18 protein-coding genes and 1 riboswitch are annotated in these 23,997 nt (G+C 59.0%); of the genes, 9 read left to right on the top strand and 9 right to left on the bottom strand.

The features are described from left to right. Positions 1–55: 55 nt before the first annotated feature. Positions 56–1,837: a diguanylate cyclase domain-containing protein gene (locus tag CK910_RS04400; protein ID WP_098981142.1), complete on the bottom strand. Its 1,782-nt coding sequence runs from the start codon at positions 1,835–1,837 to the stop codon at positions 56–58. Between the two features lie 209 nt (positions 1,838–2,046). Here CK910_RS04400 and ftnA point away from each other — a divergent pair, with 209 nt between their 5' ends. Together ftnA and CK910_RS04390 are read left to right on the top strand one after the other, a co-directional pair. After that, positions 2,047–2,571: a non-heme ferritin gene (ftnA, locus tag CK910_RS04395; protein WP_043140307.1), complete on the top strand. Its 525-nt coding sequence runs from the start codon at positions 2,047–2,049 to the stop codon at positions 2,569–2,571. A gap of 160 nt (positions 2,572–2,731) precedes the next feature. After that, positions 2,732–3,916 (top strand): NAD(P)/FAD-dependent oxidoreductase, encoded by a 1,185-nt coding sequence (locus CK910_RS04390; RefSeq protein ID WP_172955421.1) that lies wholly within the window; start codon positions 2,732–2,734, stop codon positions 3,914–3,916. Positions 3,917–4,033: 117 nt separating this feature from the next. On the opposite strand, the gene CK910_RS04385 is transcribed toward CK910_RS04390, so the two are convergent. Next, positions 4,034–5,254 carry an MFS transporter gene (locus CK910_RS04385; RefSeq protein ID WP_098981137.1) on the bottom strand — a complete coding sequence of 407 codons (1,221 nt, stop codon included), beginning with the start codon at positions 5,252–5,254 and terminating at the stop codon, positions 4,034–4,036. A gap of 364 nt (positions 5,255–5,618) precedes the next feature. Here CK910_RS04385 and leuE point away from each other — a divergent pair, with 364 nt between their 5' ends. Beyond that, positions 5,619–6,257, top strand: coding sequence for a leucine efflux protein LeuE (gene leuE, locus CK910_RS04380; RefSeq protein WP_098981134.1), 639 nt, complete (start codon positions 5,619–5,621; stop codon positions 6,255–6,257). A gap of 45 nt (positions 6,258–6,302) precedes the next feature. On the opposite strand, the gene CK910_RS04375 is transcribed toward leuE, so the two are convergent. From CK910_RS04375 to ecpA, 6 genes are all read right to left on the bottom strand, one after another. Beyond that, positions 6,303–6,989 (bottom strand): fimbria/pilus periplasmic chaperone, encoded by a 687-nt coding sequence (locus CK910_RS04375; protein ID WP_098984981.1) that lies wholly within the window; start codon positions 6,987–6,989, stop codon positions 6,303–6,305. 26 nt (positions 6,990–7,015) lie between these two features. Further along, on the bottom strand, positions 7,016–8,641 hold the full coding sequence (locus CK910_RS04370; RefSeq protein WP_098981132.1) for a hypothetical protein: 1,626 nt from the start codon (positions 8,639–8,641) through the stop codon (positions 7,016–7,018). A gap of 4 nt (positions 8,642–8,645) precedes the next feature. Next, positions 8,646–9,551 carry a CS1-pili formation C-terminal domain-containing protein gene (locus CK910_RS24275; protein WP_253852813.1) on the bottom strand — a complete coding sequence of 302 codons (906 nt, stop codon included), beginning with the start codon at positions 9,549–9,551 and terminating at the stop codon, positions 8,646–8,648. 106 nt (positions 9,552–9,657) lie between these two features. Then, positions 9,658–11,091 carry a TcfC E-set like domain-containing protein gene (locus CK910_RS24270; protein WP_253852812.1) on the bottom strand — a complete coding sequence of 478 codons (1,434 nt, stop codon included), beginning with the start codon at positions 11,089–11,091 and terminating at the stop codon, positions 9,658–9,660. 80 nt (positions 11,092–11,171) lie between these two features. After that, positions 11,172–11,834: a hypothetical protein gene (locus CK910_RS04360; protein WP_098981129.1), complete on the bottom strand. Its 663-nt coding sequence runs from the start codon at positions 11,832–11,834 to the stop codon at positions 11,172–11,174. A 59-nt stretch (positions 11,835–11,893) separates the two neighbouring features. Continuing rightward, on the bottom strand, positions 11,894–12,466 hold the full coding sequence (gene ecpA, locus CK910_RS04355; RefSeq protein WP_098981126.1) for a common pilus major fimbrillin subunit EcpA: 573 nt from the start codon (positions 12,464–12,466) through the stop codon (positions 11,894–11,896). A gap of 601 nt (positions 12,467–13,067) precedes the next feature. Between ecpA and CK910_RS04350 the strand changes: the two genes are divergently transcribed. Then, a complete protein-coding gene (locus tag CK910_RS04350) occupies positions 13,068–13,691 on the top strand; it encodes a response regulator transcription factor (protein WP_098981124.1) in 624 nt (207 codons plus the stop codon). 5 nt (positions 13,692–13,696) lie between these two features. After that, the gene (locus CK910_RS04345; protein WP_098984980.1) at positions 13,697–17,293 is read left to right on the top strand and encodes a transporter substrate-binding domain-containing protein; all 3,597 of its coding nucleotides are present in this window, start codon (positions 13,697–13,699) and stop codon (positions 17,291–17,293) included. A 34-nt stretch (positions 17,294–17,327) separates the two neighbouring features. Here the strand turns inward: CK910_RS04345 and CK910_RS04340 are convergent, their stop codons facing one another. After that, the gene (locus CK910_RS04340; protein WP_098981121.1) at positions 17,328–17,768 is read right to left on the bottom strand and encodes a hypothetical protein; all 441 of its coding nucleotides are present in this window, start codon (positions 17,766–17,768) and stop codon (positions 17,328–17,330) included. A gap of 172 nt (positions 17,769–17,940) precedes the next feature. Between CK910_RS04340 and CK910_RS04335 the strand changes: the two genes are divergently transcribed. The 4 genes from CK910_RS04335 to CK910_RS04320 all read left to right on the top strand — a co-directional run bounded on the left by CK910_RS04335 (position 17,941) and on the right by CK910_RS04320 (position 23,912). Further along, the gene (locus CK910_RS04335; RefSeq protein ID WP_172955235.1) at positions 17,941–19,614 is read left to right on the top strand and encodes a sensor histidine kinase; all 1,674 of its coding nucleotides are present in this window, start codon (positions 17,941–17,943) and stop codon (positions 19,612–19,614) included. Between the two features lie 76 nt (positions 19,615–19,690). Further along, the gene (locus CK910_RS04330) at positions 19,691–20,434 is read left to right on the top strand and encodes a LytR/AlgR family response regulator transcription factor (protein ID WP_098981118.1); all 744 of its coding nucleotides are present in this window, start codon (positions 19,691–19,693) and stop codon (positions 20,432–20,434) included. Positions 20,435–20,543: 109 nt separating this feature from the next. Then, the gene (locus CK910_RS04325) at positions 20,544–21,734 is read left to right on the top strand and encodes an L-lactate MFS transporter (protein WP_172955234.1); all 1,191 of its coding nucleotides are present in this window, start codon (positions 20,544–20,546) and stop codon (positions 21,732–21,734) included. Between the two features lie 112 nt (positions 21,735–21,846). After that, positions 21,847–22,024, top strand: a riboswitch (cobalamin riboswitch). Positions 22,025–22,076: 52 nt separating this feature from the next. Continuing rightward, positions 22,077–23,912 carry a TonB-dependent receptor domain-containing protein gene (locus CK910_RS04320; protein ID WP_043557385.1) on the top strand — a complete coding sequence of 612 codons (1,836 nt, stop codon included), beginning with the start codon at positions 22,077–22,079 and terminating at the stop codon, positions 23,910–23,912. The last annotated feature ends 85 nt before the right edge of the window (positions 23,913–23,997 follow it).

Below are 23,997 nucleotides of genomic sequence, written 5' to 3'. Positions count from 1 at the left end.
CTGGGCTGTTGATCCATCCCTCCCATTTATTCAGAGCCGGTGGCTGGGAAGATCATCAGGCCACGCTGCTGGCCAGTTCATCCTGCGCCGAAGGGATCGTCGCCAATATGGTCTGGTTGCGGCCCTGGCGCTTGGCTTGATACATGGCCATGTCGGCCCGGTGAATGAGCTGGCCCAGCCCCTCGTCGGCCGGTGAGCGCCCGGCAACCCCTATGCTGATGGTCATGCGGGGGTTGTCCAGCTGGGCAATCCGCTGGCGCAGCCGTTCGGCCAGATGCCAGCAATCCTCCGCCGGCAGCGGCACCGCCACCAGAAACTCCTCGCCTCCCCAGCGTCCGACCAGTTGCAGGTCGGGCGCCCAGGATCTCAGCTCCCGCGCCAGCCGCTGGATCGCCCTGTCCCCCGCCTGATGACCATGGCGGTCGTTGATCTGCTTGAAGTGATCTATGTCGATGATGAGCAGAGTGAGCGGGCCCTCCTGCTGCCACTGGGTGGCCAGCCGTTCCAGCAGGGCGCGGCGGTTTGGCAGCTCGGTCAGCTGATCGAAGGTGGCGAGCTTGTAGAGGTGGCGTGAACTGCGATGCAGTCTGTGGGTGGTGATCCCCAGCAGCAGCAGGGCGCCGGCCAGCAGGCCGACCAGCACCAGCTGGTAGTGGCGGGCACTCTGTTGATGCAGCAGTTGCTGACGCTTGCGCTCGTTCTCCTGTTGCAGCGCCCGGTTGCTGGCCTCGCTGCGGGCCAAATCCATCTCGGCCTGGAAGGCGGTGGCATGCTGGCTCAGGGTCTGGTTGAAGTGCTGCTTGTAGTCGCTCATGTAGTCGGTCAGCGCCTGATAGGCCTCGGGATAGCGGCCCTGATCGGCCAGCAGGCTGGCTTGCAGCGCCTTGCTGCTGACACTGACTTGCCCCTGGGAAGTCAGCAGCTGCAGCGCCAGCTGCTTCTCGCCGCGGCCTTGCAGCGCCCGGGCCCGGGTCTCCAGCAGACGCACCCCCGCTTCCGGGTAACCCAGTTGCTGATAGAGTGCCTGCGCCTCGTCCAGACTGCGCAGGGCGCCCGCCCAGTTGCCCTCTGCATTGAACGCCATGGCCTGATAGCCGAGCATGATGGCGCGGTAATCCGGCGCCAGTTCCGGGGTGGCCAGCAGTCCGTCGAGCAGTTGCCGGGCCTGGGCGGGGCGATCCGTATCTATGTAGAGCCGCGCCATGTTGGCCCGGATGATGGTCTGGCTGTTAGGCTCGTCCAGTTTCACCATCAGCTGCAAGGCTTCCTGGTAATAGGTTTCAGCCTCCTTGGCCAGACTCAGGTCGGCATAGAGGTTGCCGAGTGTCATCAGCAGGCGGGCGCACTGCAGGCTGGAGATGGGGTTGTCCGGGGCGGATCGCTTGAGCTGGAAGGCGGTCTTGAGTTCGGCGATCGCCTCTTTCAACTGCTGGGTGCGATAGAGGGCGAGCCCGTTCAGGGCGTGCCACTCGGATTCCTGCATAGGGTGGCCGGCGACGGCTGGCCTGAGCTGGGCCAATAGGGCGAGGGCCTGATCCGGCGCCTCCGTATCCAGGGTGAGGGCTATCTGCTGCAACCTGAAGTCGAGCAGGCGTTGGGTCTCCTGCTGGGCGCTGGCCAGCCCGCGCGCCCGGGCGTTGTCGAGCAGGGCTTGTGGATAGCGACCCAGGGCGGCCTGGGCCAGGGCTCTGGCATGAAACAGCTCCATATCCTGCTGCGGGTGGGCATCGAGGCGCCGCAGATAGCCGACGGGATCGCGCGCCGCCTGCAATTCAGCCTCTTCCAGCAAGGAGGGAGCAGCCTGCAACTGGGTTATCCAGAGCAGTGCCAGTGCCATAATGAATCTCATTGAATCCTTTCCCCGACCACTGGCGCCATCATAATGGCTGAATCCACCTACACCATGTTTCTTTGCTTCTCTATAACCGTATGGGGGATAGGATGAGGTGAAAAGCTGTCACAACTGAGAGCTGGGGCCACCGTATCTGGTTGATTCGTGATGAAACAGTGGCGACAATCGTGACAAAATCACAGTGGAGAATCAGCATGTTGGCCAAAGCCATGATCGAGAAGTTGAACGAGCAGATTAATCTTGAATTCTATTCCTCCAATCTCTACCTGCAGATGAGCGCCTGGTGTGAGGACAAGGGCTTCGAAGGGGCGGCCAATTTTCTGCGCCAGCACGCGGTCGAGGAGCGCCAGCACATGGAGCGCCTGTTCACCTACGTGAGCGAGACCGGCGCCATGCCGATGCTGGGCGCCATAGATGCGCCTCCCCACGAGTTCAACTCCCTGGGTGACATCTTCCGCACCACCCTGGAGCACGAGTACCACATCACCAAGTGCATCAACGGTCTGGCCCATGTGGCCTTCACCACCCAGGACTACTCCACCTTCAACTTCCTGCAGTGGTATGTGGCCGAGCAGCATGAAGAGGAGAAGCTGTTCAAGAGCATAGTCGACCGTCTGTCGCTGGTAGGCGAGGATGGCAAGGGTCTCTACTTCATCGACAAGGAGCTGGCCGAGCTGGCCAAGGGCGCCCCTGCCAGCGTCATGGATGGCAACGCCTGATAGTCGTGGACACTTAGTGTTCAGCCAGTACAATAACGGCCCCTCGTATAGGGGCCGTTTTCTATTGATGCTGCGATGAAATCGCTGTGGTGGTTTCTGCTGGGTACAATGACGGTCTTTCGCATAAAGGGGCCGTTTTTCTTTGGATGAGTGAATGATGATGAAGCAGGTTGATGTGGTGGTGATCGGGGCCGGTGCGGCCGGTTTGATGTGTGCCCAGCAGGCGGGCTATCGGGGCCGATCCGTGTTGTTGCTCGACAACGCCAAGAAGCCGGGTCGGAAGATCCTCATCAGCGGCGGCGGTCGTTGCAACTTCACCAACCATCAGACCGGGCCCCACGCCTTTCTCTCTGGCAATCCCCACTTCTGCAAGTCGGCGCTGGCGCGCTACACCCAGCAGGACTTCATCGATCTGGTGGACAGGCACGGGGTCAACTACCACGAGAAGACCCTGGGCCAGCTGTTCTGTGACGAGAGCGCCAAGGAGATAGTCGACGTGCTGCTGACCGAGTGTGACTGGGCCGGCGTCACCCTGCAGTTCCAGACCGAGATCCTGAGCGTCAGCAAGACGGAAGAGGGCTTCGTGTTGACCACCAGCCAGGGGGAGATCAGCTGCCACTCGCTGGTGGTGGCCACCGGTGGCCTCTCCATGCCCAAGCTCGGCGCCACCCCCTACGGCTTCAAGCTGGCGGAGCAGTTCGGCCTTGCTGTGCTGCCCACCCGCGCCGGTCTGGTGCCCTTCACCCTGCATCAGGCCGACAAGGAGGCCTTCGCCGATCTGGCGGGGGTCAGCCTGCCGGTGGCCGTGACCGCCGAGGATGGCACCCGCTTCAAGGAGGCCATGCTGTTCACCCACCGTGGCCTCTCGGGCCCCGCCATACTGCAGATCTCTTCGTTTTGGCTGGCGGGGGAGAAGATCCACCTCAACCTGCTGCCCGAGCTGGATATTCCGGCGGCCCTCAAGGCATGGGCGCAGGCCCATCCCGCCCAGGAGCTGAAAACCGTGCTGGGACGCGAGCTGCCCAAGCGTTTCGTCGACAAGCTGGTGGAGCTGGGTCAGCTCGTCAACAAGCCCATGCGTCAGTACAACGAGCGCGAGCTGGAGGCCATCGCCACCCTGCTGGGAGATTGGCAGATCCTGCCGAACGGTACCGAAGGCTATCGCACCGCCGAGGTGACCCTGGGGGGCGTGGATACCAACGAGCTCTCCTCCAAGACCATGGAGGCGCGCAAGGTGGCCGGTCTCTACTTCATCGGCGAGGTGGTGGACGTGACCGGCTGGCTCGGCGGCTACAACTTCCAGTGGGCCTGGTCATCGGGCTGGGTGGCGGGCCAATACTGCTGACAATCCTTCGCACTCATTCATCCCGGACAAGGGAGCCGCCTCGGTGGCTCCCTTGTCCGGCTCAGGCCGCGTTTTTTATGGTCGGTATTCCTAGCGGCGTTGGCTATCGATGGCCCGCTATCCCTTTCTAAGGGTCGGCAAGAACGCGGTCAGCAAGCCGATGAGCGGCAGGTAGGCGCAGACCTGGTACACGGTCTCTATGCTGGTGGCATCGGCCAGCTGGCCCAGCAGGGCGGCCCCTATGCCCCCCATGCCGAAGGCGAAGCCGAAGAACAGGCCGGAGATGGTGCCGACCTTGCCGGGGACCAGTTCCTGGGCGTAGACCAGGATGGCGGAGAAGGCCGAGGCCAGGATCAGGCCTATGATGACCGAGAGTACCGAGGTCCAGAACAGGTCGACGTGGGGCAGCAGCAGGGTGAAGGGGGCGACGCCGAGGATGGAGATCCAGATTACCCGCTTGCGGCCGATGCGGTCGCCGATCGGCCCGCCGAGCACAGTCCCCGCCGCGACGGCAAACAGGAAGGCGAACAGATAGAGCTGGGCGCTTTCCAGCGGCAGGCTGAACTTGTCCATCAGGTAGAAGGTGTAATAGCTGCTCAGGCTGGCCATGTAGAAGAACTTGGAGAACATCAGCAGGCCGAGGATGGCCAGGGACCAGCCGATCTGGCGGCGACTCAGACTGTGGCCGAGGTGAGCCTTCATCCGTTTATGGAAGTTGGCGGCGTGGTGGCTGGACCAGCGCCCGACCAGGCTGAGCACTATGACGCCGACCAATGCGAACAGCGAGAACCAGGCCGCGCTGCCCTGACCCTGCGGCACTATGATGAGCGCGGCGAGCAGCGGCCCTATGGCCGACCCCAGGTTGCCGCCGATCTGGAACAGCGATTGCGCCAAGCCAGGCTGGTTGCCGGCCGCCATGCGGGCGACCCGGGAAGATTCCGGGTGGAACACAGACGAGCCTATGCCGATCAGCATGGCCGACAGCAGCACGGCGCCGAAGCTGGCCGCCTGCGACAACGACAGCAAGCCGATCATCGTAAAGCCCATGCCGAACGGCAATGAATAGGGCATGGGCCTGCGGTCGGTGTAGAGGCCGATCAGCGGCTGCAACAGCGAGCCCGTGAACTGGTAGGTGAGGGTGATGAGGCCTATCTGGGCGAACGACAGGTTGAGGCCGAGCTTGAGCAGCGGATAGATGGCCAGCAGCACAGACTGCATCATGTCGTTCAACAGGTGCGAGAAGCTGATGGCGGCGATCACCGGATAGGTGGTGCGATTCAAGGCGTCGTGCACGGCAGAGGTGGCGAGTGGCTGATCGGTACTGAGGCTCTTTTCCATGAGGGTGGGTTCTGTGATCCTGGGTATGGCTTAACATGCCTGATCCCGGCGCGTCTGGACACCACAAAGTGGGGGGATCGGGGTTGCCGGTTACGGCGGTGAGAGGGTGGGGCGAACGGATCACGGATCGGCACTTGTGCTCGGCGGGCGGCGGATTAGTATAGAAACCTCGTCGTCGCATTATGCGGGTCGCCACCCGCCATGGAGGGATCATGTTTGAGAGCCTGGGAGTCATCAACGTTTGGACCTATCTGGTCGGGCTCTTTTCCAAGTCCAGGGGGGCGCGCCATGTTTGAGAGCCTGGGAGTCATCAATGTCTGGACCTGCCTGAGCGGGCTCTTTTCCAAGTTCTGGGGGGCGCGCCATGTTTGAGAGCCTGGGAGTCATCAATGTCTGGACCTATCTGGTCGGGCTCTTCTTCATCATCATAGCGCCGGGGCCCAACTCGATTTATGTGCTGCGCACCGGGGCGAGCCGCGGCGTTGGCCCCGGCTACAAGGCGGCCCTCGGGGTCTTCGTCGGCGACGCCATCCTGATCTTCTGCGCCTATCTGGGCATCGCCTCCCTCATCCGCACCACCCCCTTGCTGTTTACCCTGGTGCGCTACCTGGGTGCCCTCTACCTGCTCTATCTGGGGGTGAAGATCCTCCACGCCAACTTCATCGCCAGGCGGGAAGGGCAGGCGTCTGTGGTCGAGCACGGCGAGCGTTACTTCTCCAAGGCGCTGACCCTGAGCCTCACCAATCCCAAGGCGATCCTGTTCTACGTCTCCTTCTTCGTGCAGTTCGTCGACTTCAACTATGCCCACACCTGGGTCTCCTACCTGGTGCTGGCGAGCATGCTGGAGGCCATGAGCTTCGTCTATCTCACCCTGCTGATCTTCGGCGGCACCCTGATGGCCCGCTTCTTTGCGCGCAAGGTACGCCTCGCCAAGCTCGGCAACGGCCTCATCGGCCTCTTCTTTATGGGCTTCGCCGCCCGGCTGGCCACGTTGTCATCCTGACCGGCCTGTGGGCCTGCCAAGCCATGGACGCCCGGTGCCGGGCGTCTAGTCCGGCCAGCAATCCTTGCCAACCCGTACAAAACGGGATTGATGCACGATCAGCTTCTGATTGCCAGACTGGCTGATCTTGGGATTGCGATAGGTCTCGCCGGGCAGCAGATATTTGCTGTCTGCCATGCTGTCCGGCTGGTCACACCCCTGTTTCACCATGAACTCAAAGAAGCTGTTGCCGGTATTGGTGATGCTGCCTGCCGCCTGATCGAGACGATATTCGAACCGCTCCTGGCGGGGTCTCACCACCAGAATGGATTGCAGCGCTATGGTCATCTCGACCGAACTGCGCTTGCCTGCGTTATCGGGTGTGCCGGCCTGCGCCACCGGAACTTCGGTGAAAACGACCCTGTAGTAGCGCTCCTGCCGATCGCCGGGCCCCTTGTAATAGAGTTTGACGTGCTGCCGCTGGTCCGGATGCAGCACAAACCGCTTGGGGGCGAACAGCAGTTCGCCAGGGGCCATGGGTAGAATGGCCTCGTCCGCTGTCGGACTGGTGATGCGATACGCCGCCAGCTCGTAGAGCTTGGGTGTGCTGGCATTGTTGGTGACGGTGCGGGAGATGAACTCTTCATCGTGCTCCATGATGGCTGTCATGGGGCCTATGTCGATGGCCCATGCCTGGGGGCCGGCAAGCAGCAGAGCCGTCAGCAGAGTCAAACTGCGCGCCAGGTTTTTCATCATTGTCCTGAGATCCATGTTGATTGCTAACGCCAGCTGCCCTTGATGGTCAGGGTGCCGCTCTGGTGCCGTTCTCCTTCCCATATGCTGCCCTCCGTGGTTTGTGCCGCCCTTGGATCGGTCAGATCAAAGTCCAGCTTGAGCAGATAGAAGCGGGTAATACCCGGGTTCCCGTTGGGATCTATCCAATTGTGAGCCGGTTGACTGTCTTTGATGGCGAGTGTCCTGATATTGACCGGCACCCGGTCACAGCCGATCGGATGGCGGTAATTGGCGCCATAGCGGGTGGAGTCGAACACCAGCCTGGCGGGAATGGGCACGGCACTCTCGGGTTCCTGGCTATCGGCCGGGTAGAAGGTACAGTTCCCCTGATAAGGGCTTCCCTTGTCCTGGGCCAGGATCATCTCCAGCACGTCGGCCGAGACGGGGCCGCTATCCGAGATATTGTATTGAAACGACAGCACATCCTTGCCGATCTGTCCCTCACGATAGGGATTGGTGATCCCTTCGGACGAGAGGATGGAAACGCTGAAGTGGCGTGGCTTGATGATGATTTCCGTGGTGCCGCTGAACTCGTAATAGCCACTCTCGGGGGCATGGGCATTGCGCATATTGAAGTTGATCAGATCCCGGGTCAGCCGATCCTGCAAGCCCAGCCGTACGACCTGCTTGAAGAAGTTGCCCGAGAGAAACAGGGAGACGGATTGCTGGTTCTTCAGGTAGCGAGTCGTGTAGTCATAGCCATTCCAGGCCCAGTTGGTCATGTTGGCTGTGACTTGCACATCGGTGGCCGCGATGGCTGACTTGAGGCCTGCATCCTTGATGTTGGTAAACAGATAGATGGGTTCGAAGGTCTGGCTGCCATCTTCGATGAAGGAGTAATCGAGGAAGCGGCACAGCACGCCGCTGACATTGTTGAGCACATAGTTCTCGCAGCCGCGGGAGCCCGGCAATACATAGGGATTGCCGTTGCTGTCCACCGTCACTTCGCTGATGGCGTTGGTCTGGGTGAACTTGATATGACCCGCCTTCTTGTGTTCGATCTTGCGAACATACCAGTAACCACTTGCCTGATCCTTGCAGCGCGCCCCCGTGGCTGCGTTGAAGCTGACCAGGGTGGCACACAGGTTCATTTCACGCAGCAGTCTGCTGCCGACCGGCATGCTCCTCAGGTAGTCGAAGAAGCTGGCACTCAGCTTGGCATGGCCCCAACCATCCGCCGCGCCCAGCAGGCCGTAGAAACCCTTGCCATCGACGACGGCAGGCTTGTTGACTGCCTCGGCCGTGTTGGGATCGCAACGGGCGTAGCTCATGATGCAGCGCTGATTGATATAGGGCTGGTTGATGGGACCCTCCTCCCACATGTCGACGTTCCAGTTACTGATCCCCGTGTTATAGCCGTTGTCGACATAGGCCAGGCTCACCTGGCGGGTGCCCTTGAGAGAGGTCCAGGCGTTGGCCCCGCTGAGGCGGGGATCGAGGGCATCGGTCGGGGCGACAAACAGGTTGCTGTCTTCCTGGTTTTCGATAAACAGAAAATTGCGCAGGGGAGCATCGCCCCAGACGGTCTTGGAGACGGCGGCCTGGGTGCCGACACTGGCGAGCATGCTGCCGATGAAGCAGGCCGCGATAACAATTTTTGTCATTTTCATGCCATCAACCTCTCACCATGGCGTAAGTCGGCAGGCCGCGACAGATCACATCACCTACCCAGGCGGCGCCGCTCTGCTGCGCCAGATCAAGCTCTGCCTCACAGAATTCGTTGCCATGCTTGAAGCTCAATACCGGATTGGCCTTGTCCACATCCAGTGAAAATTCACCTGTCTCATTGGTCACAGTGGTGCCGATGTGGTTGTCGATCCTGGCGTTGGCGATCACGCTGCCATCCTCGGCACGTATGATGCCAAAGACGGTGACCATCTCCTTGACCGAGCGGGTGGCATCCAGTTTGGCCACGTTGCCGGGGAACAGGGTGTAGCGCTGCTTGCCGGTGTTGATGTCATAGCTGTCCTTGGTCGTCTTGCTGTTGAGCAGTTCCACTTCGTACTCCTGAAAGGGAGAGAGGGCGACAAAGGTCTTGTTGCCTTCGAGCGAGTACTCCTGGCCATTGATCTTGGCGAGCATCTTGCCTTCCTTGCCAATGCCGGTATCGATCAGCAAGCCGGAACCGGATCGGTTCTGGCTGGAGGCCAGGATCTCATCCCCTGTGGTGATGACAGCACCACGTGCAATCAGGTTGCCGTTCACATCGCCGCCCTGACTGCGACCCAGGGTCAGGGTGCCGCCCGTCATGCTGTTTTCAAAACCCAGGGTCCCCGAGAGGGCCAGGTCATTGTGCTCTGCGCCACTGATGACTTTGGCACCGTTGAGTGTCGCCGTGTTGATGAAGCCCTCCATGCGTTTCTGATAGCTGAGGTTGGCCGTGGTGTGGCCCTCTTCGTTGCTGCTCATGCCCAGACTGAACAGGTTGTCGAACGGGATCGAGTAGTCCAGGGTCAGGCTCTTGTTGTTGAACCCGCTCAGGGTCGCGCTGCTGCTCTGCAGGCTGGTTCGCAGTGACAACTGGCCATAGCGACCGGAATAGAGGCCCTGGTAATAGTCGATATAGCTGCGATCGTTCCCCTGCTCACTGTCGTGCGTGGTGTTGAACGAGAGGCTGCCCAGCCTGTCATGCCAGCCGCCGCAGGTTGATGCTGATGCCGGCGGTATAAAGATCCAGGGGGGCCGTGGTCAGCTTGCTGCCCGTGTCGAGTTTCTCCTGACTGAGCCAGAACGAGACGTTGTCGTGTACTTGTGCCGTCACGCCGGACGAGATCCGCCAGGAGGCGTCCGAGGCCAGCATGCCCTGCAGCTGTGTACTGACTCTGTCGGTCAGCTGCCAGCTGGCCTGGCTCTCGCTGACCAGGGCATCCTTGAAGCCATAGCCGGTCAGGGTCAGGTTGGTGGTCTCGAAGGTACGTGCCAGCGACAGCCCCAGCAGGGGGGAGCGGGCACCATCCTGACTGGCCTCCATCAGGCCGCCCCAGGATTGCCAGCCCCACTCCTGATCGAAGCCCAGGCTGTTGTTGAGTTTGGTGACGCGCTGATTGCTGGATTCCGTCAGGCGCCCGTCGATATGGATCTCGACCGTGACGCTGTAGGAGCCGTGGGGGAAGCGGCTGGTATCGATGCGGTGGTTGCCGATCGAGAAATTCTGCAGGCCGATCAGCTTGCCATCCCGATAGACCCGAACCTCACCCGCCGAGGGCATGAAGACCTGGATCGGGGTGGTGGATTCACTCTCGTTGACGGTACGTGAGCGGGCCTGATTGCCGTAAGAGAGCCCGTAGATCCGGCCTGCGTTCAGGGCGGATACGCCCCCCAGGGTCTGGAGGTCCCAGGTCGACACCATGCCGGTCGCAAAACGGCGATCTTCGATATCCCGCTCATACATGGCGCGATAGAGGGAGCCGTTCTGGTTCGTTTCCCCCAGATTGTAGAGAGAACCATCAAGGTCCAGATGGTGTTCACTGTACCCCACCAGGCTGTTCAACTGGGCGAAGTTGGTGCTGGTGCTGCCCGCCTGACGACTGTTGGCAAAGGAGTAGCCCAGGTTGTAGCGATTGACGCTGGTCAACGCCTCAACGGAGGGCGTCAGACTGGTCTTGGCCACACTGACACGCTTCTCGCCAAAGGCTGCCTTGGTGACTTGTATGGTCAGCAGCATGGCGATCAGATCCAGCTGCAGGGTGGCGCTGTCGTTGATGACCAGCCGTCCGTCGCTGGAAAAGGTGCGCAGCTGATTCTGTTGCAGCAGCTCCACCAGCTCCTGGCGCAGGGCCACATCGCTCTGGCCCTGGTTGAAGTCCAGGTTGAGCAGATGCAGCGCGCCGTCCCGCAGGATCAGCGTGGCGTTGCCAACGGACTCTTCGGTGGTGGTGTCGAGTGCCAGCGCCTGATCCTGATACTGCAGCCTGACCGGTACGGCAATGCCCTCTGCCAGTGCACTGGCAAAGCTGGCAGGAATGATGATATTGGCGATTTTGAGTGGCGCTGAGGCGCTGGCCGAGGCTGACATCATGATCAGCAATGAGACTGGCAACAGGCAGGCTTTTTTCAACATATCACGCACCATGGTTCCAAATTTCGGCAAAACAACACAGCCACTCGACCGGGTGGTGGAGGCAGTACCAGTACAAAGGATTATTTGATGACGACGAATTCCTGGCCCAGCCAGAGGCCGACATGGCTCTTCGGATCCCGGAGATCAACCTGGCGGAATTGGCGTTGCTTGCCCGGCAGGTCGTAATAGGTCTCCTTGCACTGTTCCTTGCGCTGTTTCAGGCAAGTGCCATACGCCACTGTGCGGTATGAGGCGTTTCCTTTATTGGTCAGGGTATCGCCTTGCAGAAGGTAATCGAACTTCTGCTGGCGCGGTGTGACCACCAGGATGGTGCCTATCTGGGCTGAGGTGGTGGCGACCGCCTGGCGGCGTTCGTTGCGCTGGTCGTCCATCGACAGGGCGGTATCCAGCCAGCGGATGCGGTAGTAACGCTCCTTGCCATCCTGCGGGCCCTTGTAAAAGAAGCGCACGTTGTTCTTGGCGTTGGCGGGGAGCATCAGCCGGCTTGGCGACAGCATGAGTTCACCGTCCACTTCCATCGGCATCTCCTGTCCGCCCTCTTCCGGGGAGGAGATGCGTGTCACTGTGACAGTGACCAGTCTGGCCTGATCGCTGGCGTTCTCGATCTCTTTGGCGACATCCTGACTGCCCGCATCAATAAAGGTGGTAACCGAGCCGACGTTGATCGCCTGGCTTATTCCGGGAATAAACAGCATCCATACCCCCAGCATTTTCAGGTTCATGTGATCTCCTGTGAATACAAAGGGCCCCGCAGGGCCCCGAATGATATGCGTTGAGGCAATCAGGCCCAGTTGGCCACGAACTCGACGTTGACTTCGCCGCTCCACAGACCGTCTGGCAGGGCTTCAAAGGTGGCCGTGCTGCCGTTGGCAGTGGCGCTTTCAATGTTGAAGCTGAAGGAACCCTGCGCCGTGGTACGTTGGGTGTCCTCCTTGAAACCCTGGGCTATGGGGGAGAGGTTGCCGCCTGTGATGCCCGCCGCCGTATCGATCAGGGTGGTGTAGGCCGTGGCGCTGACCGGTGCACCGCCCCACAACACACCCACGTCGACGGTGGAGTTGCCACCCAGATGGTTCAGGGTGCCGTTCAGCTTCTTGGCTTTCAGAATGAAGGAAGTCGCGCTGGCATCCCCCTTGATGGCGACATCGAACAGGCCGTTGACGGTATTGAAACCCTTGATCCCTTCGGCGTACTGGAAGGAGAGGCTGGAGAGCGGGGTGACAACCAGCTCGGAGGTAGTGTCTTTCTTGGCGGTTGCCTGCCATGTTGCGACTGCCGAGGCTTCTACGGCTGCCTGGGTGGCAGCGGTAAAACCCAAACCTACAACTGTCAGCGCAATCAGAGTCTTTTTCATCTTGATGTTTCCTACAGGTTTCCCGATGAGTAGCCTTGAGCCACCCGTTTGATTCACTGCACCCGAGGTGCATTCGTTCTTCATCCCCGGGGTATATTTGACCAAGGGGTGTTGCCGGGCCCCGAAACATAATGTTCCGTCACCCAGCTCATCTTTTCGCCGACCAAGATAACCGCCAGACCTGCTTGGATCGATCTAATGGTGTGTAGGAAAAGTCCTAAAAGGTAGTTGTTACGTACAACTTCAGATGCATGTATATCCCTGCGGCTCTGTCATGGGTCATTTAAAGTTATAACTTTGATTTTTAAGCATTTTGATGCTTTTCTTATCAAGATGAATCGGGCGTCTGGCGAGCGGTTGCGAATGATGTTTGAGTCGGCGATGCGGTACAAATGAACCATAAGATTCAAAAGAATATTTGTACTTATAACTAATTGATAAATATATATAAAACAAATCGTTCAAATAGCGTTCAGGTCACTTTATTAGCGTTTTATTTGAATTGTGTAACATATTATTAATATCAAAGAGCCGTATGGTACAGGTGCTGATTTTGTAGTTAGTATACGCTAAATCAAATGAGTCAACGGTAGGTAGGTATATGGCAAGGATATTGATAGTCGATGATCATCCCGCAATAAGAATGGCAGTGAATATGCTGCTTAAACAGGATGGGCACCATATTCTGGCAGAGGTTGATAATGGTGTTGATGCTATCTCTTCGGCTAGGAAACATCAGCCTGATATTGTGGTGCTCGATATTGGCATTCCCAGACTGGATGGTATTGAAGTTATCAAAAGACTGAAGGATCTGGATGCCAGCATCAAGGTGATTATTTTATCAGCACAATCAACTCATCATGTCATGGTGCGTTGCCTGCAGGCCGGAGCTGATGGATTCATGTCCAAGCTGGATGAGCTGTCGCTATTGAGAAGTGCGATCGTAAAAATAGAGAAAGATCAGCTCTATTTTCCAAGAGATATTATCGCAGGCGCCAAAAATGCTCATTCAGTAGACAGGGAAGATCTATTGTCAGCACTCTCGGATCGTGAAATGAGTGTGCTGCTGCAGATATGCCAGGGCCATGCAAACAAGCAGATAGCGGAAAGCATGTTGCTCAGCGAGAAGACGGTCAGCACCTACAAGACCCGCCTGATGCAAAAGCTCAATGTAACCAACATGGTTGACCTGATCAGTCTGGCCAAGCGGCAAGAATTGATGTGAGCAAGATGAAATTACTTCTGATCTTGTTCGTCAGCCTCAGTTCGCTCAGTTCGTTTCTTGCCCCTGCCCATGAACTGGAAGATAGCCTGCTGCATGTCTATGCGCGGGATGACAACGAGTATCTCGGCAAGCAGGCACTACCTCTACGTGCCGATGACTGGCTATGGTTGCGCAATCGTGAACGGCTGATTCTGGGGGTGCCGATGCCGGACAACCCTCCCATGGACATTACTCTGCGTTCCGGTGCCTATGAAGGGGTTACCGCCGACATTGCCGGTATGTTGAGTTATTTGTTGCACGTCGAGATAGTGGTGAAGAAGCTTCCGTCACGGGCGGCGGCCATAGCTGCGCTCAAGCGGGGGGAGATCGATCTGTTGAGTACCTCAAATGCTTATGAGGAGGAACAACAGTTGCTATTAACTGATAAATATATGGAAGATGACCCCGCCATATATAAAAGCATACACGTAAAGGAGCGTGATATAAAAACGGTGGCCGTCCCAGAGTATTATCTGCCAACTCTTGATGTGATGCGTTACCTGCCTGGCGTTCAAGTAAAGTTATATTCCTCCCGCTATAGTGCCTTGTCGGCTGTCGCGTATGGTCAGGTCGACGCTGTTATGGTAGATATGATTTCTGGTAATTTTATCGTCAATAAATTCTACCAAGACAGCATTCAATTACTAAGGCCCTTGTATGTGGATACTCATGGTTTCTCATTCGCGCTGGAAAAACAGAATCGGCGCCTCAAGAAAATAATTGATATTGCATTGCATGAGGTATTGGAAGGCAAGCGCGACGAGATTGCCAAACGTTGGAGCGGTGGTGGACTCTCCATCGATGCCAAGAGGATAGGGCTGACCAGTGGTCAATGGGCATGGCTTGGCCAGCAGAGAAAGCTCCGGATTGCGGTCAACAGCGGTATTCCGCCGCTGAGCTTCCTCGACGTTAACGGTACCTTGCATGGCGTGACTGCCGATCTGTTGCAGGTGCTGAGGGCGAAACTGGGAGTGGAGATCGAGGCGGTCCCGGTCAAGACGATCAAGCGCATGATCCAGCTGCTGGATGAGGGGAGAGTGGATGCTGTGGTAATGAGCCCATCGGTGGAGCGCAGGCGTCGTGTCCTGTTCAGTCGGGCCTTCGTGCTGGATCCCTTGTCTTACGTGGTTGGCGTGAAACATGAAGCGAGTGAACCGGACACCCTGCTCAAATTCGGGACTGTGGCCGTGGTCAAGGATTTCATTTCGGCGCAGGCCATAGAGGAGGTATACGGCAGGTTGAGGACTCGCCCGTTTGACAAGATTGAAGACGCACTGCGTTGTGTCGCGACCGAGGTATGTGATGTGACTGTACTGCCGCTGCGGGTAGCCAAGTATTACGTCAACAGCAAATTTCCCGACAGCTTGCTTATCACGGGCGAATTATTCGATTCGATTCCGATTGGTGCCGCGTTCGCGGTATCCCAGGAGAACACAGTACTGCGCAATATTCTGGACAAGGTGATCGCAACCATGCCGCCGGACGAGCTGGAAGGGCTCTCCAATCGCTGGCGGGTCAGTACCCAGCAGGAGGCGATCACCTGGCAGGAACTGGTACGCGAGTTTGGCATTTTTATTTCACTGATCCTGCTGTTGACCCTCCTGGTCAGCCTGTGGAGTCTCTCCCTGCGCAAACAGATGCGCGAACGTCGGGTTGCCGAAGTGGCGCTGAGTGCCCAGCTCAAGTTCATTGAAGATCTGGTGGACGGCACGCCCCATCCCATCTACGCCAGAGACCAGGATGGGCGGCTTATCCTCTGCAACAGCAGCTATGCGGCCTTTTTTGGTGAACCGAAAGCCGGCTTGCTGGGCGCAGGCCTGGCCGCTGATGGTGAGCGTTGGCCCTTTCTCGCCCCCCTGTTTGCCGATCTTGCCGCTGCCCGCGAGGAGCGACAGGCGCAGGAGGGGGATCATCGTCTGGTCATGGTGAATGGGGCCGTGGATGTCTATCACTGGGTCCAGCCCTATTACGATCTGGATGGCAAGGTGCAGGGGGGCATTGGCGGCTGGATCGATGTGAGCGAGCGCCTGCGCCTGCTGGATGATCTGGCGGTGGTCAGCCAGGAGGCGCAAGAGGCCAATCGCGCCAAATCGACGTTTCTGGCCACCATGAGCCACGAAATTCGTACCCCCATGAATGCCATCATTGGCCTGCTGGAGCTGACTCTGCGGCGAGATCGTCTGCATGAGGAAGATAAAGCCTCGCTCTCCATCGCCCATGGCTCGGCGACGGATCTGCTGACCCTGATCGGCGATATTCTGGATATCTCCAAGATAGAGTCGGGGCGGCTCGAGCTGGTGCCCGAACCCCATGACATAGCGGCCTTGACCGAGTCTGTCGTCACGGTGTTCAACGCCCTGGCCAGACAGAAGAATCTGCAACTGGAACTGGTTATCGGAGCGACCCATTGGGTGCAGGTAGACGGCCTCTGTTACAAACAGATCCTGTCCAACCTGATCAGCAATGCCATCAAATACACTGAGCTGGGCTCGGTACGGGTCGAGCTGCAGCTATGGAGCAGTGACGGCTGGTGTACCTTGCAACTGGTGGTCAGGGATACCGGGATAGGGATAGCCCCGGCGGAACTGGCGAGGCTGTTTCAGCCCTTCAGCCAGGCCAGCCAACCCGAGCATATACAGCAATCCGGTACGGGCCTCGGCCTGATGATCTCTCGTTCCCTCTGCGAGTCAATGGGGGGATCCCTGGTGCTGGAGAGCGAGTTGGGTCGTGGCACCCGGGTGTGCGTCGAGATGAAACTGCCCCTTGCCACGGCCGTGGAGAAACCCCTGTCAGGCGAACTTGACTCAGTGATGGCGCGCGGGGATAGGCTGCGAGTGATGATAGTGGATGATCACCCCACCAATCGGCTGCTTATCAGTCAGCAACTGGCCTATCTGGGGCATGAGGCCATGGCGGCCGAGTCGGGTGAGCAGGCGCTGGCGCTCTTCGCCGAATACTCCTTCGATGTCGTCATCACCGACTTCAACATGCCCGGCATGAACGGGTTCGAGCTGACCCGGCAGTGCCGTGTGCGGGAACACCTCAATGGCAGGCACCGTTGTGTGATCCTGGGCCTGACGGCCGATGCGCGTCAGGAGCAGGTGAACGAGGGTCATGCGGCTGGCATGGATGATTGTCTGTTCAAGCCGGTAGGGCTGGAGGCGCTCGATCATTGCCTGCGTCGGCATATGCAGCGTGAGGAGCAAGCCGATGTCGCCGCTTGCATGCAGGAGATCAGGCAGTGTCTCGGGCCGCTGACCGGCCACCAGTCAGCCCTGATGTTGCCCCTGCTGGCCGAATTTGTTCGTGCCAGTGACGACGACCTGCAGGCGCTGCAACAGGCGGTTACCGCCGGGGAGCTGGCCCGCTTTCTGGATTATGTTCATCGTCTGAAAGGCGGAGCCAGGATCATGGGGGCCATGCAGCTGGTCGCCACCTGCAGCGAGATAGAGTCCGGGGAACTGAACGCACAAACCCTGCCCATGGCGTTGCAGCGCCTGCAACGTGTCTATCACATTGCCAGGCTGGCCATAGTGCGGCTGCAGAGCACAGAACCTGGATAAGAATGAAGGCATGGTGACATGCCTTCATGACTGCTCAACCGTGCCAATACACCATCAACTCATAGGCTGCCTCACCTGTCTGGTGGGGTCGGCTCGAAGGGGCTTGATAGCTGAGGTAATAGCGGGTGGCTTGTGCCAGGGTCAGAGGATGTGTGGAGGGGATCCGTTGACCATTGAGCGTGAGACTGATGGGAGTGCCGGCCTGTTGTGTCAGGGTGCCATACAGTTTGCGGGCTTGCAGTTGATAGGTGGTATTGAAATCCGGGCTGCTGATATTGGCCGCCAGGGTGTGAATGGGATACTGCGTCTGGTTTGAATTGACGGGTTGCAGGCCGGGATGGGTGAGTGCTATTTCCATCCTGGTATCTTTACTGGCGGTGGCTGGCCAATTGAGTTGACGGGTCAGGGTGGCGGCCTGGGCGGTTGCACCACAGCACCCAAGTAGTAACGCCACCAGCATTCCTTTCTGAGACATATGGTCATCTCCTGGATCTAGAGGTTACCCCGTTGTCGGGGTCATCCGTTTATCGACTCACCTGCCAGAAAGCTTAGTTTGACGCTCGCGATTCGGAATGAGCTGACACGGAATACGGGGTATGATCTCGCGCCTTGGTACATATCTTCTTCATTGATACGGGATCCCTGTCTTGCTCGAAAATCAGATGATGTTGTTGGCGGTATTCGAACGGGCGGCGCTGATGCTGATGACCCTGTTCTTCCTGACCCGCACCCGGCCGTTCCAGCGGCTGTTCCAGAAGCGGGATCACACCCCGGCCGAGCTGGTGCTGGTCGCCTCCATCTTCGGCCTGTTCGCCGTGTTCAGTACCTATACCGGCATTCCGGTGGAGGGGGCGCTGATCAACGTGCGGATCATCGCCATCATTTCGGGCGGCATACTGTTCGGCCCCTGGGTCGGCATTCCGGCCGGGGTCATCTCGGGCCTGCACCGCTACCTCATCGACATGGATGGTCACACCTCGATCCCCTGTCTCATCGCCAGCATCATTGCCGGTCTGCTCGCCACCTGGTTGCACCTGCGCTGCCGCAAGTCGCGACTCTGGCTCTACGGCATACTGGCGGGCATGTTGTGCGAGGGGCTGACCATGTTGCTGATCTGGCTGCTGACCGAACCTCATGAGGTGGGGGTGGAGATCGTCAGCCACATCGCCTATCCGATGATCGCCGGGGCGCTCTGTATCGGGCTCATCATCAAGCTGGTGCAGGATCTGGATGACGAGAAGGAGCTGATTGCCGCCAAGCAGGCCAAGCTGGCGCTGGATATCGCCAACAAGACGTTGCCCTTCTTCCAGAAGGTCGATCGCCACTCCCTTGGTCAGGTGTGCGGCGTCATCTGCAACGAGATCCATGCCGATGCGGTGGCCATCACAGATACCCGCGACGTGCTGGCCTACGTGGGGGTGGGCAAGGATTACTACGAGCTGGACGAGCACCACGCCATCAGCGACATGACCCAGCGGGCTGTGTTGCTGGACCAGATCATCATCAACAACGATCTGCGCCAGTATCACCTCTCCGATTTTCACTCTGTCATCATCATTCCGCTGCGGGAAAACGGCGCCGTCAGCGGCACTCTCAAGATTTATTACCGCCGCACCCACAGCATCACCAGCTCGCTGCGGGAGATGGCGGTGGGCCTCTCCCAGCTCATCTCCACCCAGATGGAGGTGTCGCGCATCGAGCAGTTGAAAGAGATGACCCGCAAGGCGGAGTTCACCGCCCTGCAGAGCAAGATCAACCCGCACTTCCTGTTCAATGCCCTCAACGCCATCTCATCCCTGATCCGCATTCGTCCCCAGCAGGCACGCCAGCTCATTGCCAATCTGGCGGACTACCTGCGTTACAACCTCAACAAGGGGGATGAGCTGATCGACATTCAGGAGGAGCTGCAGCAGGTGCGCGACTACGTGGCCATCGAGCAGGCCCGCTTTGGCGACAAACTGGAGGTGGTGTTCGAAGTGGACGACGTCCACATCCAGGTGCCGAGCCTGCTGTTGCAGCCGCTGGTGGAAAACGCCATCCTGCACGGCATCCAGCCCCGCAGCGCGCCGGGCCGGGTCACTATCGAGGTGAAGCAATTGGCGGGTGGCATCCGGGTGGCGGTGCGCGACACCGGCTATGGCATCAGTCAGGCGGTGATCGATGGCGTGGCCGCCGGTCGGGTGGAGAGCCGCAGCATAGGCCTGATGAACGTTCATCAGCGGGTCAAGCTGTTGTACGGTGATGGCCTGCAGCTCAAGCGGCTGGAACCGGGTACCGAAGTCTGTTTCTATCTGCCGGATCAGGAGGCCATGCCATGCTGAGAGACATCACTGTTGAGGACGAGTCTCTGACTCGAGAGGTGCTGGCCTGCTCTTCTTCCCAGCTAGGGGCAACGCAATGCTGAAAGCCATTATTGTCGAAGATGAATATCTGGCCCGTGAGGAACTCATCTATCTGGTGAGCCAGCACAGCCAGATCGAGATAGTGGCGAGCTTCGAGGACGGGCTCGAGGCCTTCAAATACCTGCAGGATCACGAGGTGGACGTGGTGTTTCTGGATATCCAGATCCCCTCCATCGATGGTCTGCTGCTGGCCAAGAACCTGCACAAGTCGAGCCATCCACCCCACATCATCTTCGTCACCGCCTACAAGGAGTTTGCGGTGGAGGCGTTCGAGCTGGAGGCGTTCGACTATATCCTCAAGCCCTACAACGAGCCGCGCATCATCAATCTGCTGCAAAAGCTCGAGCATGCGGGCAAGTCGCAGCCGGTCGGCACGGGGGAGGCGAGCGGCGACGTGATCAGCCCGCAGAATCGCACCGTCAATCTGGTGAAGGGGGAGCGCATCATAGTCACCCCCTGCGAGCAGATCTATTACGCGGAAGCGGACGAGAAGCTGACCTATGTCTATACCCGCACCGATCGCTACGTGATGACCATGACCATCAGCGAGTTTGTCAGCCGGCTGCCCGCCGAGGGCTTCTTCCGCTGCCATCGCTCCTACTGCGTCAACATCAACAAGATCCGCGAGATAGTGCCCTGGTTCAACAGCACCTATCTCATCCGGCTCCATGACCTGTCGTTCGAGGTGCCGGTCAGTCGCAGCAACATCAAGGCGTTCCGTCAGCTGATGCGGCTCTGATTGTCATTCATTCCCGCCGATCTGCATTTCATGCCTTAATCAGTCGGCGCGAGCTGCGTCTTGCCTATAGTGGCCTCAATTTCCTTAAGGCCATCGACCGAGACGCATCATGACCAAAGAGATGAATCGCACCCGCTATCTGACCCTGATAGGTACCATCATCACCCAGTTTGCGCTGGGTTCCGTCTACACCTGGAGCCTGTTCAACGCCCAGCTCTCCGACAAGCTGGACGAGCCGGTCAGTCAGGTGGCGTTTGCCTTCGGTCTGCTCAGCCTGTCGCTGGCGGTGGCGTCTTCCATGGCGGGCAAGCTGCAGGAGCGGTTCGGGGTGCGCAACGTCACCCTGGGCGCCGGCGTGCTGCTCGGCATCGGCTTCTTCCTCACCGCCCATGCCAGCAACCTGGCCATGCTCTACCTCTGCGCCGGCATCCTGGTGGGCTTCGCCGACGGCACCGGCTACCTGATGACGCTCTCCAACTGCGTGAAGTGGTTCCCGGAGCGCAAGGGGCTGATCTCCGCCTGCTCCATCGGCGCCTATGGTCTGGGCAGCCTCGGCTTCAAGTACATCAACCTGCTGCTGCTGTCGAACAACGGCCTGGAAGCGACCTTCCAGCTGTGGGGGCTGATCGCCATGTCCATGGTGCTGGTGGGCGGCATGCTGATGAAGGATGCGCCCAAGCAGGCTTCCTCCCTGCAGCAGACCGAGAGCCGTGACTTCACCCTGGCCGAGGCGATGCGCAAGCCGCAATACTGGATGCTGGCGCTGATGTTCCTCACCGCCTGCATGAGCGGCCTCTATGTCATCGGCGTGGCCAAGGACATCGGCGAGAACATGGTCGGCCTGTCGACCGCGGTGGCAGCCAATGCGGTGGCGGTGATCGCCATGGCCAACCTGGGTGGCCGGCTGGTGCTGGGTATACTGTCTGACAAGATGTCCCGCATCCGGGTCATCACCATAGCCCAGCTGATCACCCTGTGTGGCATGGCGCTGCTGCTGTTCGTGCCGCTCAATGCCAACCTCTTCTTCGTGGCGGTGGCCTGCGTGGCCTTCAGCTTCGGTGGCACCATCACAGTCTATCCCTCGCTGGTGAGCGACTTCTTCGGTCTCAACAACCTGACCAAGAACTACGGCGTCATCTATCTGGGCTTTGGTCTGGGCAGCATCATAGGCTCCATAGTGGCCTCCCTGTTCGGCGGCTTCATGGCGACCTTCAACCTGATCCTGGTGCTGATGGTGGTGGCTCTGGTGCTCTCTCTCACCATACGTCTGCCGGCTCCCAAGCCGCTCTGCACCGATTGAGGGTTCGCCTCGCTCGATGACGACATGAAACCTGAGCCCGATGGGCTCAGGTTTTTCTTTCATCAAAAGACGTATAGATGGCTAAATATCTATACTCTTGTGCCGCCCTTTCCTATAATCCCCCCGCTTTGGCGCATCATGCTTAATAGGGAATCCGGTGAAAATCCGGAGCTGGCGCGCAGCGGTAAGGGGGAACGAAGCGACATCAGGGCACTGCCGTCAGGTGGGAAGCCGTCGCCGTAGGCCATCAGCCCCCCAGCCCGAAGACCTGCCAAAGTTCGTATTTCGGGCCGAGAGAAACCGGCCACGAAGTAGATGCTTACGCGAACTTAAGGATCTCTCATGTCCAAGAAATTATTGGTGGCTGCCCTGTTGCCAACGGCGGCCTTCGCCCAGACGACCATCCCCGTCAATCCTACCCTGGTGATCACCGCCAACCGGGTGGAACAACCCATCAGCACGGTTCTGGCACCTGTTGTGGTGATCGATCGCGCCGAGATCGAATCCCGTCAGGTGCAGAGCCTGCCAGCGCTGTTGAAGACGCTGCCGGGTGTGCAGATCACCACACTGGGTGGGCGAGGGCACATGAGCAGCCTGTTCATTCGCGGTACCAACTCCAACCATTCGCTGGTGCTGATGAACGGGCGCCCCATCGCCGCCATGGTGGCTGGCACGCCAGACCTCAGCCAGATCCCGCTGGGCAATATCGAGCGCATAGAGTACATCCGGGGACCACGCGCGGCCGTCTATGGCGCGGATGCCATCGGCGGCGTCATCAACCTCATCACCAAAACCTCCGCCAAGAATGGCAGCGAGACCCACCTGAAGGGGGGCGTGGGCAGCAATGGTTACGGCCAGGGTCAGGTGCGTACCGTGCAGGCCCTGGGTCAGCAGACCGACATGAATATGATGATCGGCTACGAGCGCACCGATGGTTTCGATGTGGTGGCCAATGCCCAGCAGCCGGATCGGGATGGCTTCGACAGTCTGAACGGCCAGATCGGGCTGAACCATGCCTTCAATGATGCCTGGAGTGCAGACTTCAACGCCCAGGGTTATGACAACCAGACCGAGATGGATGATGCCTATCAGTCGGCCGATCAGAGCCGGGTACAGGCCTTCCAGTATGATGGCGGTCTCAAGTTCCAGAGCGAGACGCTGACCAGCCGGCTGGAGGCCAGTTATGGCGAGAACAAGCTGAAGAGCTGGTGGGAGAGCAAGGGAGAATCCAGCGCCCAGCCGATCCACACCGGCTTGACCCGTTTCTCCTGGATCAACAGCTGGAGTGGCGTTGAGGGGCTCAACCTGACCGGTGGCGCCGACTGGCAGCAGGAGCAGTTGAAATCCGACTCGCGCAGCTCCGGTCAGGCGTTCAATGCCCCCGATCGCGACAACACGGGTCTGTTTGCGGTGGGCAGCTACCGCTGGCAGGCCCTGCTGTGGGAGCTTTCGGGTCGCACCGATGACAACGAGCAGTATGGCCGTCACAACACCTGGTCCGCCGCCAGCGGGCTGGACATAGATGACAACCACAATGTGCGGTTGAGTTATGGCACCGGCTTCAAGGCGCCGACCTTCCTCGACCTCTACTATCCCGGTTATGAGAATCCGGATCTGAAACCGGAAGAGAGCAAGAACCTGGAGCTGGGCTTCACAGGCCGTTATACCGGTTGGGACTGGTCGCTGAATCTGTATCGCAACCAGATCCAGAACCTGATCGCCTGCCAGAGTGCCTTCTCCACCTGCAAGCCGGACAACACGGATGCCGAGATCCGCGGCGTGGAAGTGGCGTTGGGTCTGGAAACCGGACCGCTCCATCATGATCTGAGCTTCGATTATACCAAGACCGAAGACAAGAACGATGGTGACCAGCAACTGCTGCGTCGTGCCAAGCAGAAGGCCAGCTGGCTGACTCAGGTACAGCTGGGCCCGGTCGATCTCTCCACCGAACTGCTTTATGTCGGCAAGCGGGATGACAAGAACTTCAGCAGCTTCCCGGCTGAGCGGGTAGAGCTGGGTTCCTACACCCTGATCAATCTGGGGGCCAGCTACGGGGTGACGCCTCAGTTCACGCTGGGTGGCCGCATCGACAATCTGTTTGATCGCGACTATGCCCCGGCCTATGGCTATGCGTCGGCAGGGACCGAGTTCAAGCTGACGGCGGACTACCGCCTCTGATCGCCAGCGCTGCTATATATAGAAGAGAAAAAGCGAGGCCCTGCCATGTGCAGGGCCTTTTCTATTGGCGGTCGGCGGGAGTATG

Origin of the sequence: Aeromonas sp. CA23, assembly GCF_002587065.1 — a bacterium.
GTDB lineage: Bacteria > Pseudomonadota > Gammaproteobacteria > Enterobacterales > Aeromonadaceae > Aeromonas > Aeromonas bestiarum.
This window is presented reverse-complemented; position numbering and strand designations above follow the sequence as displayed.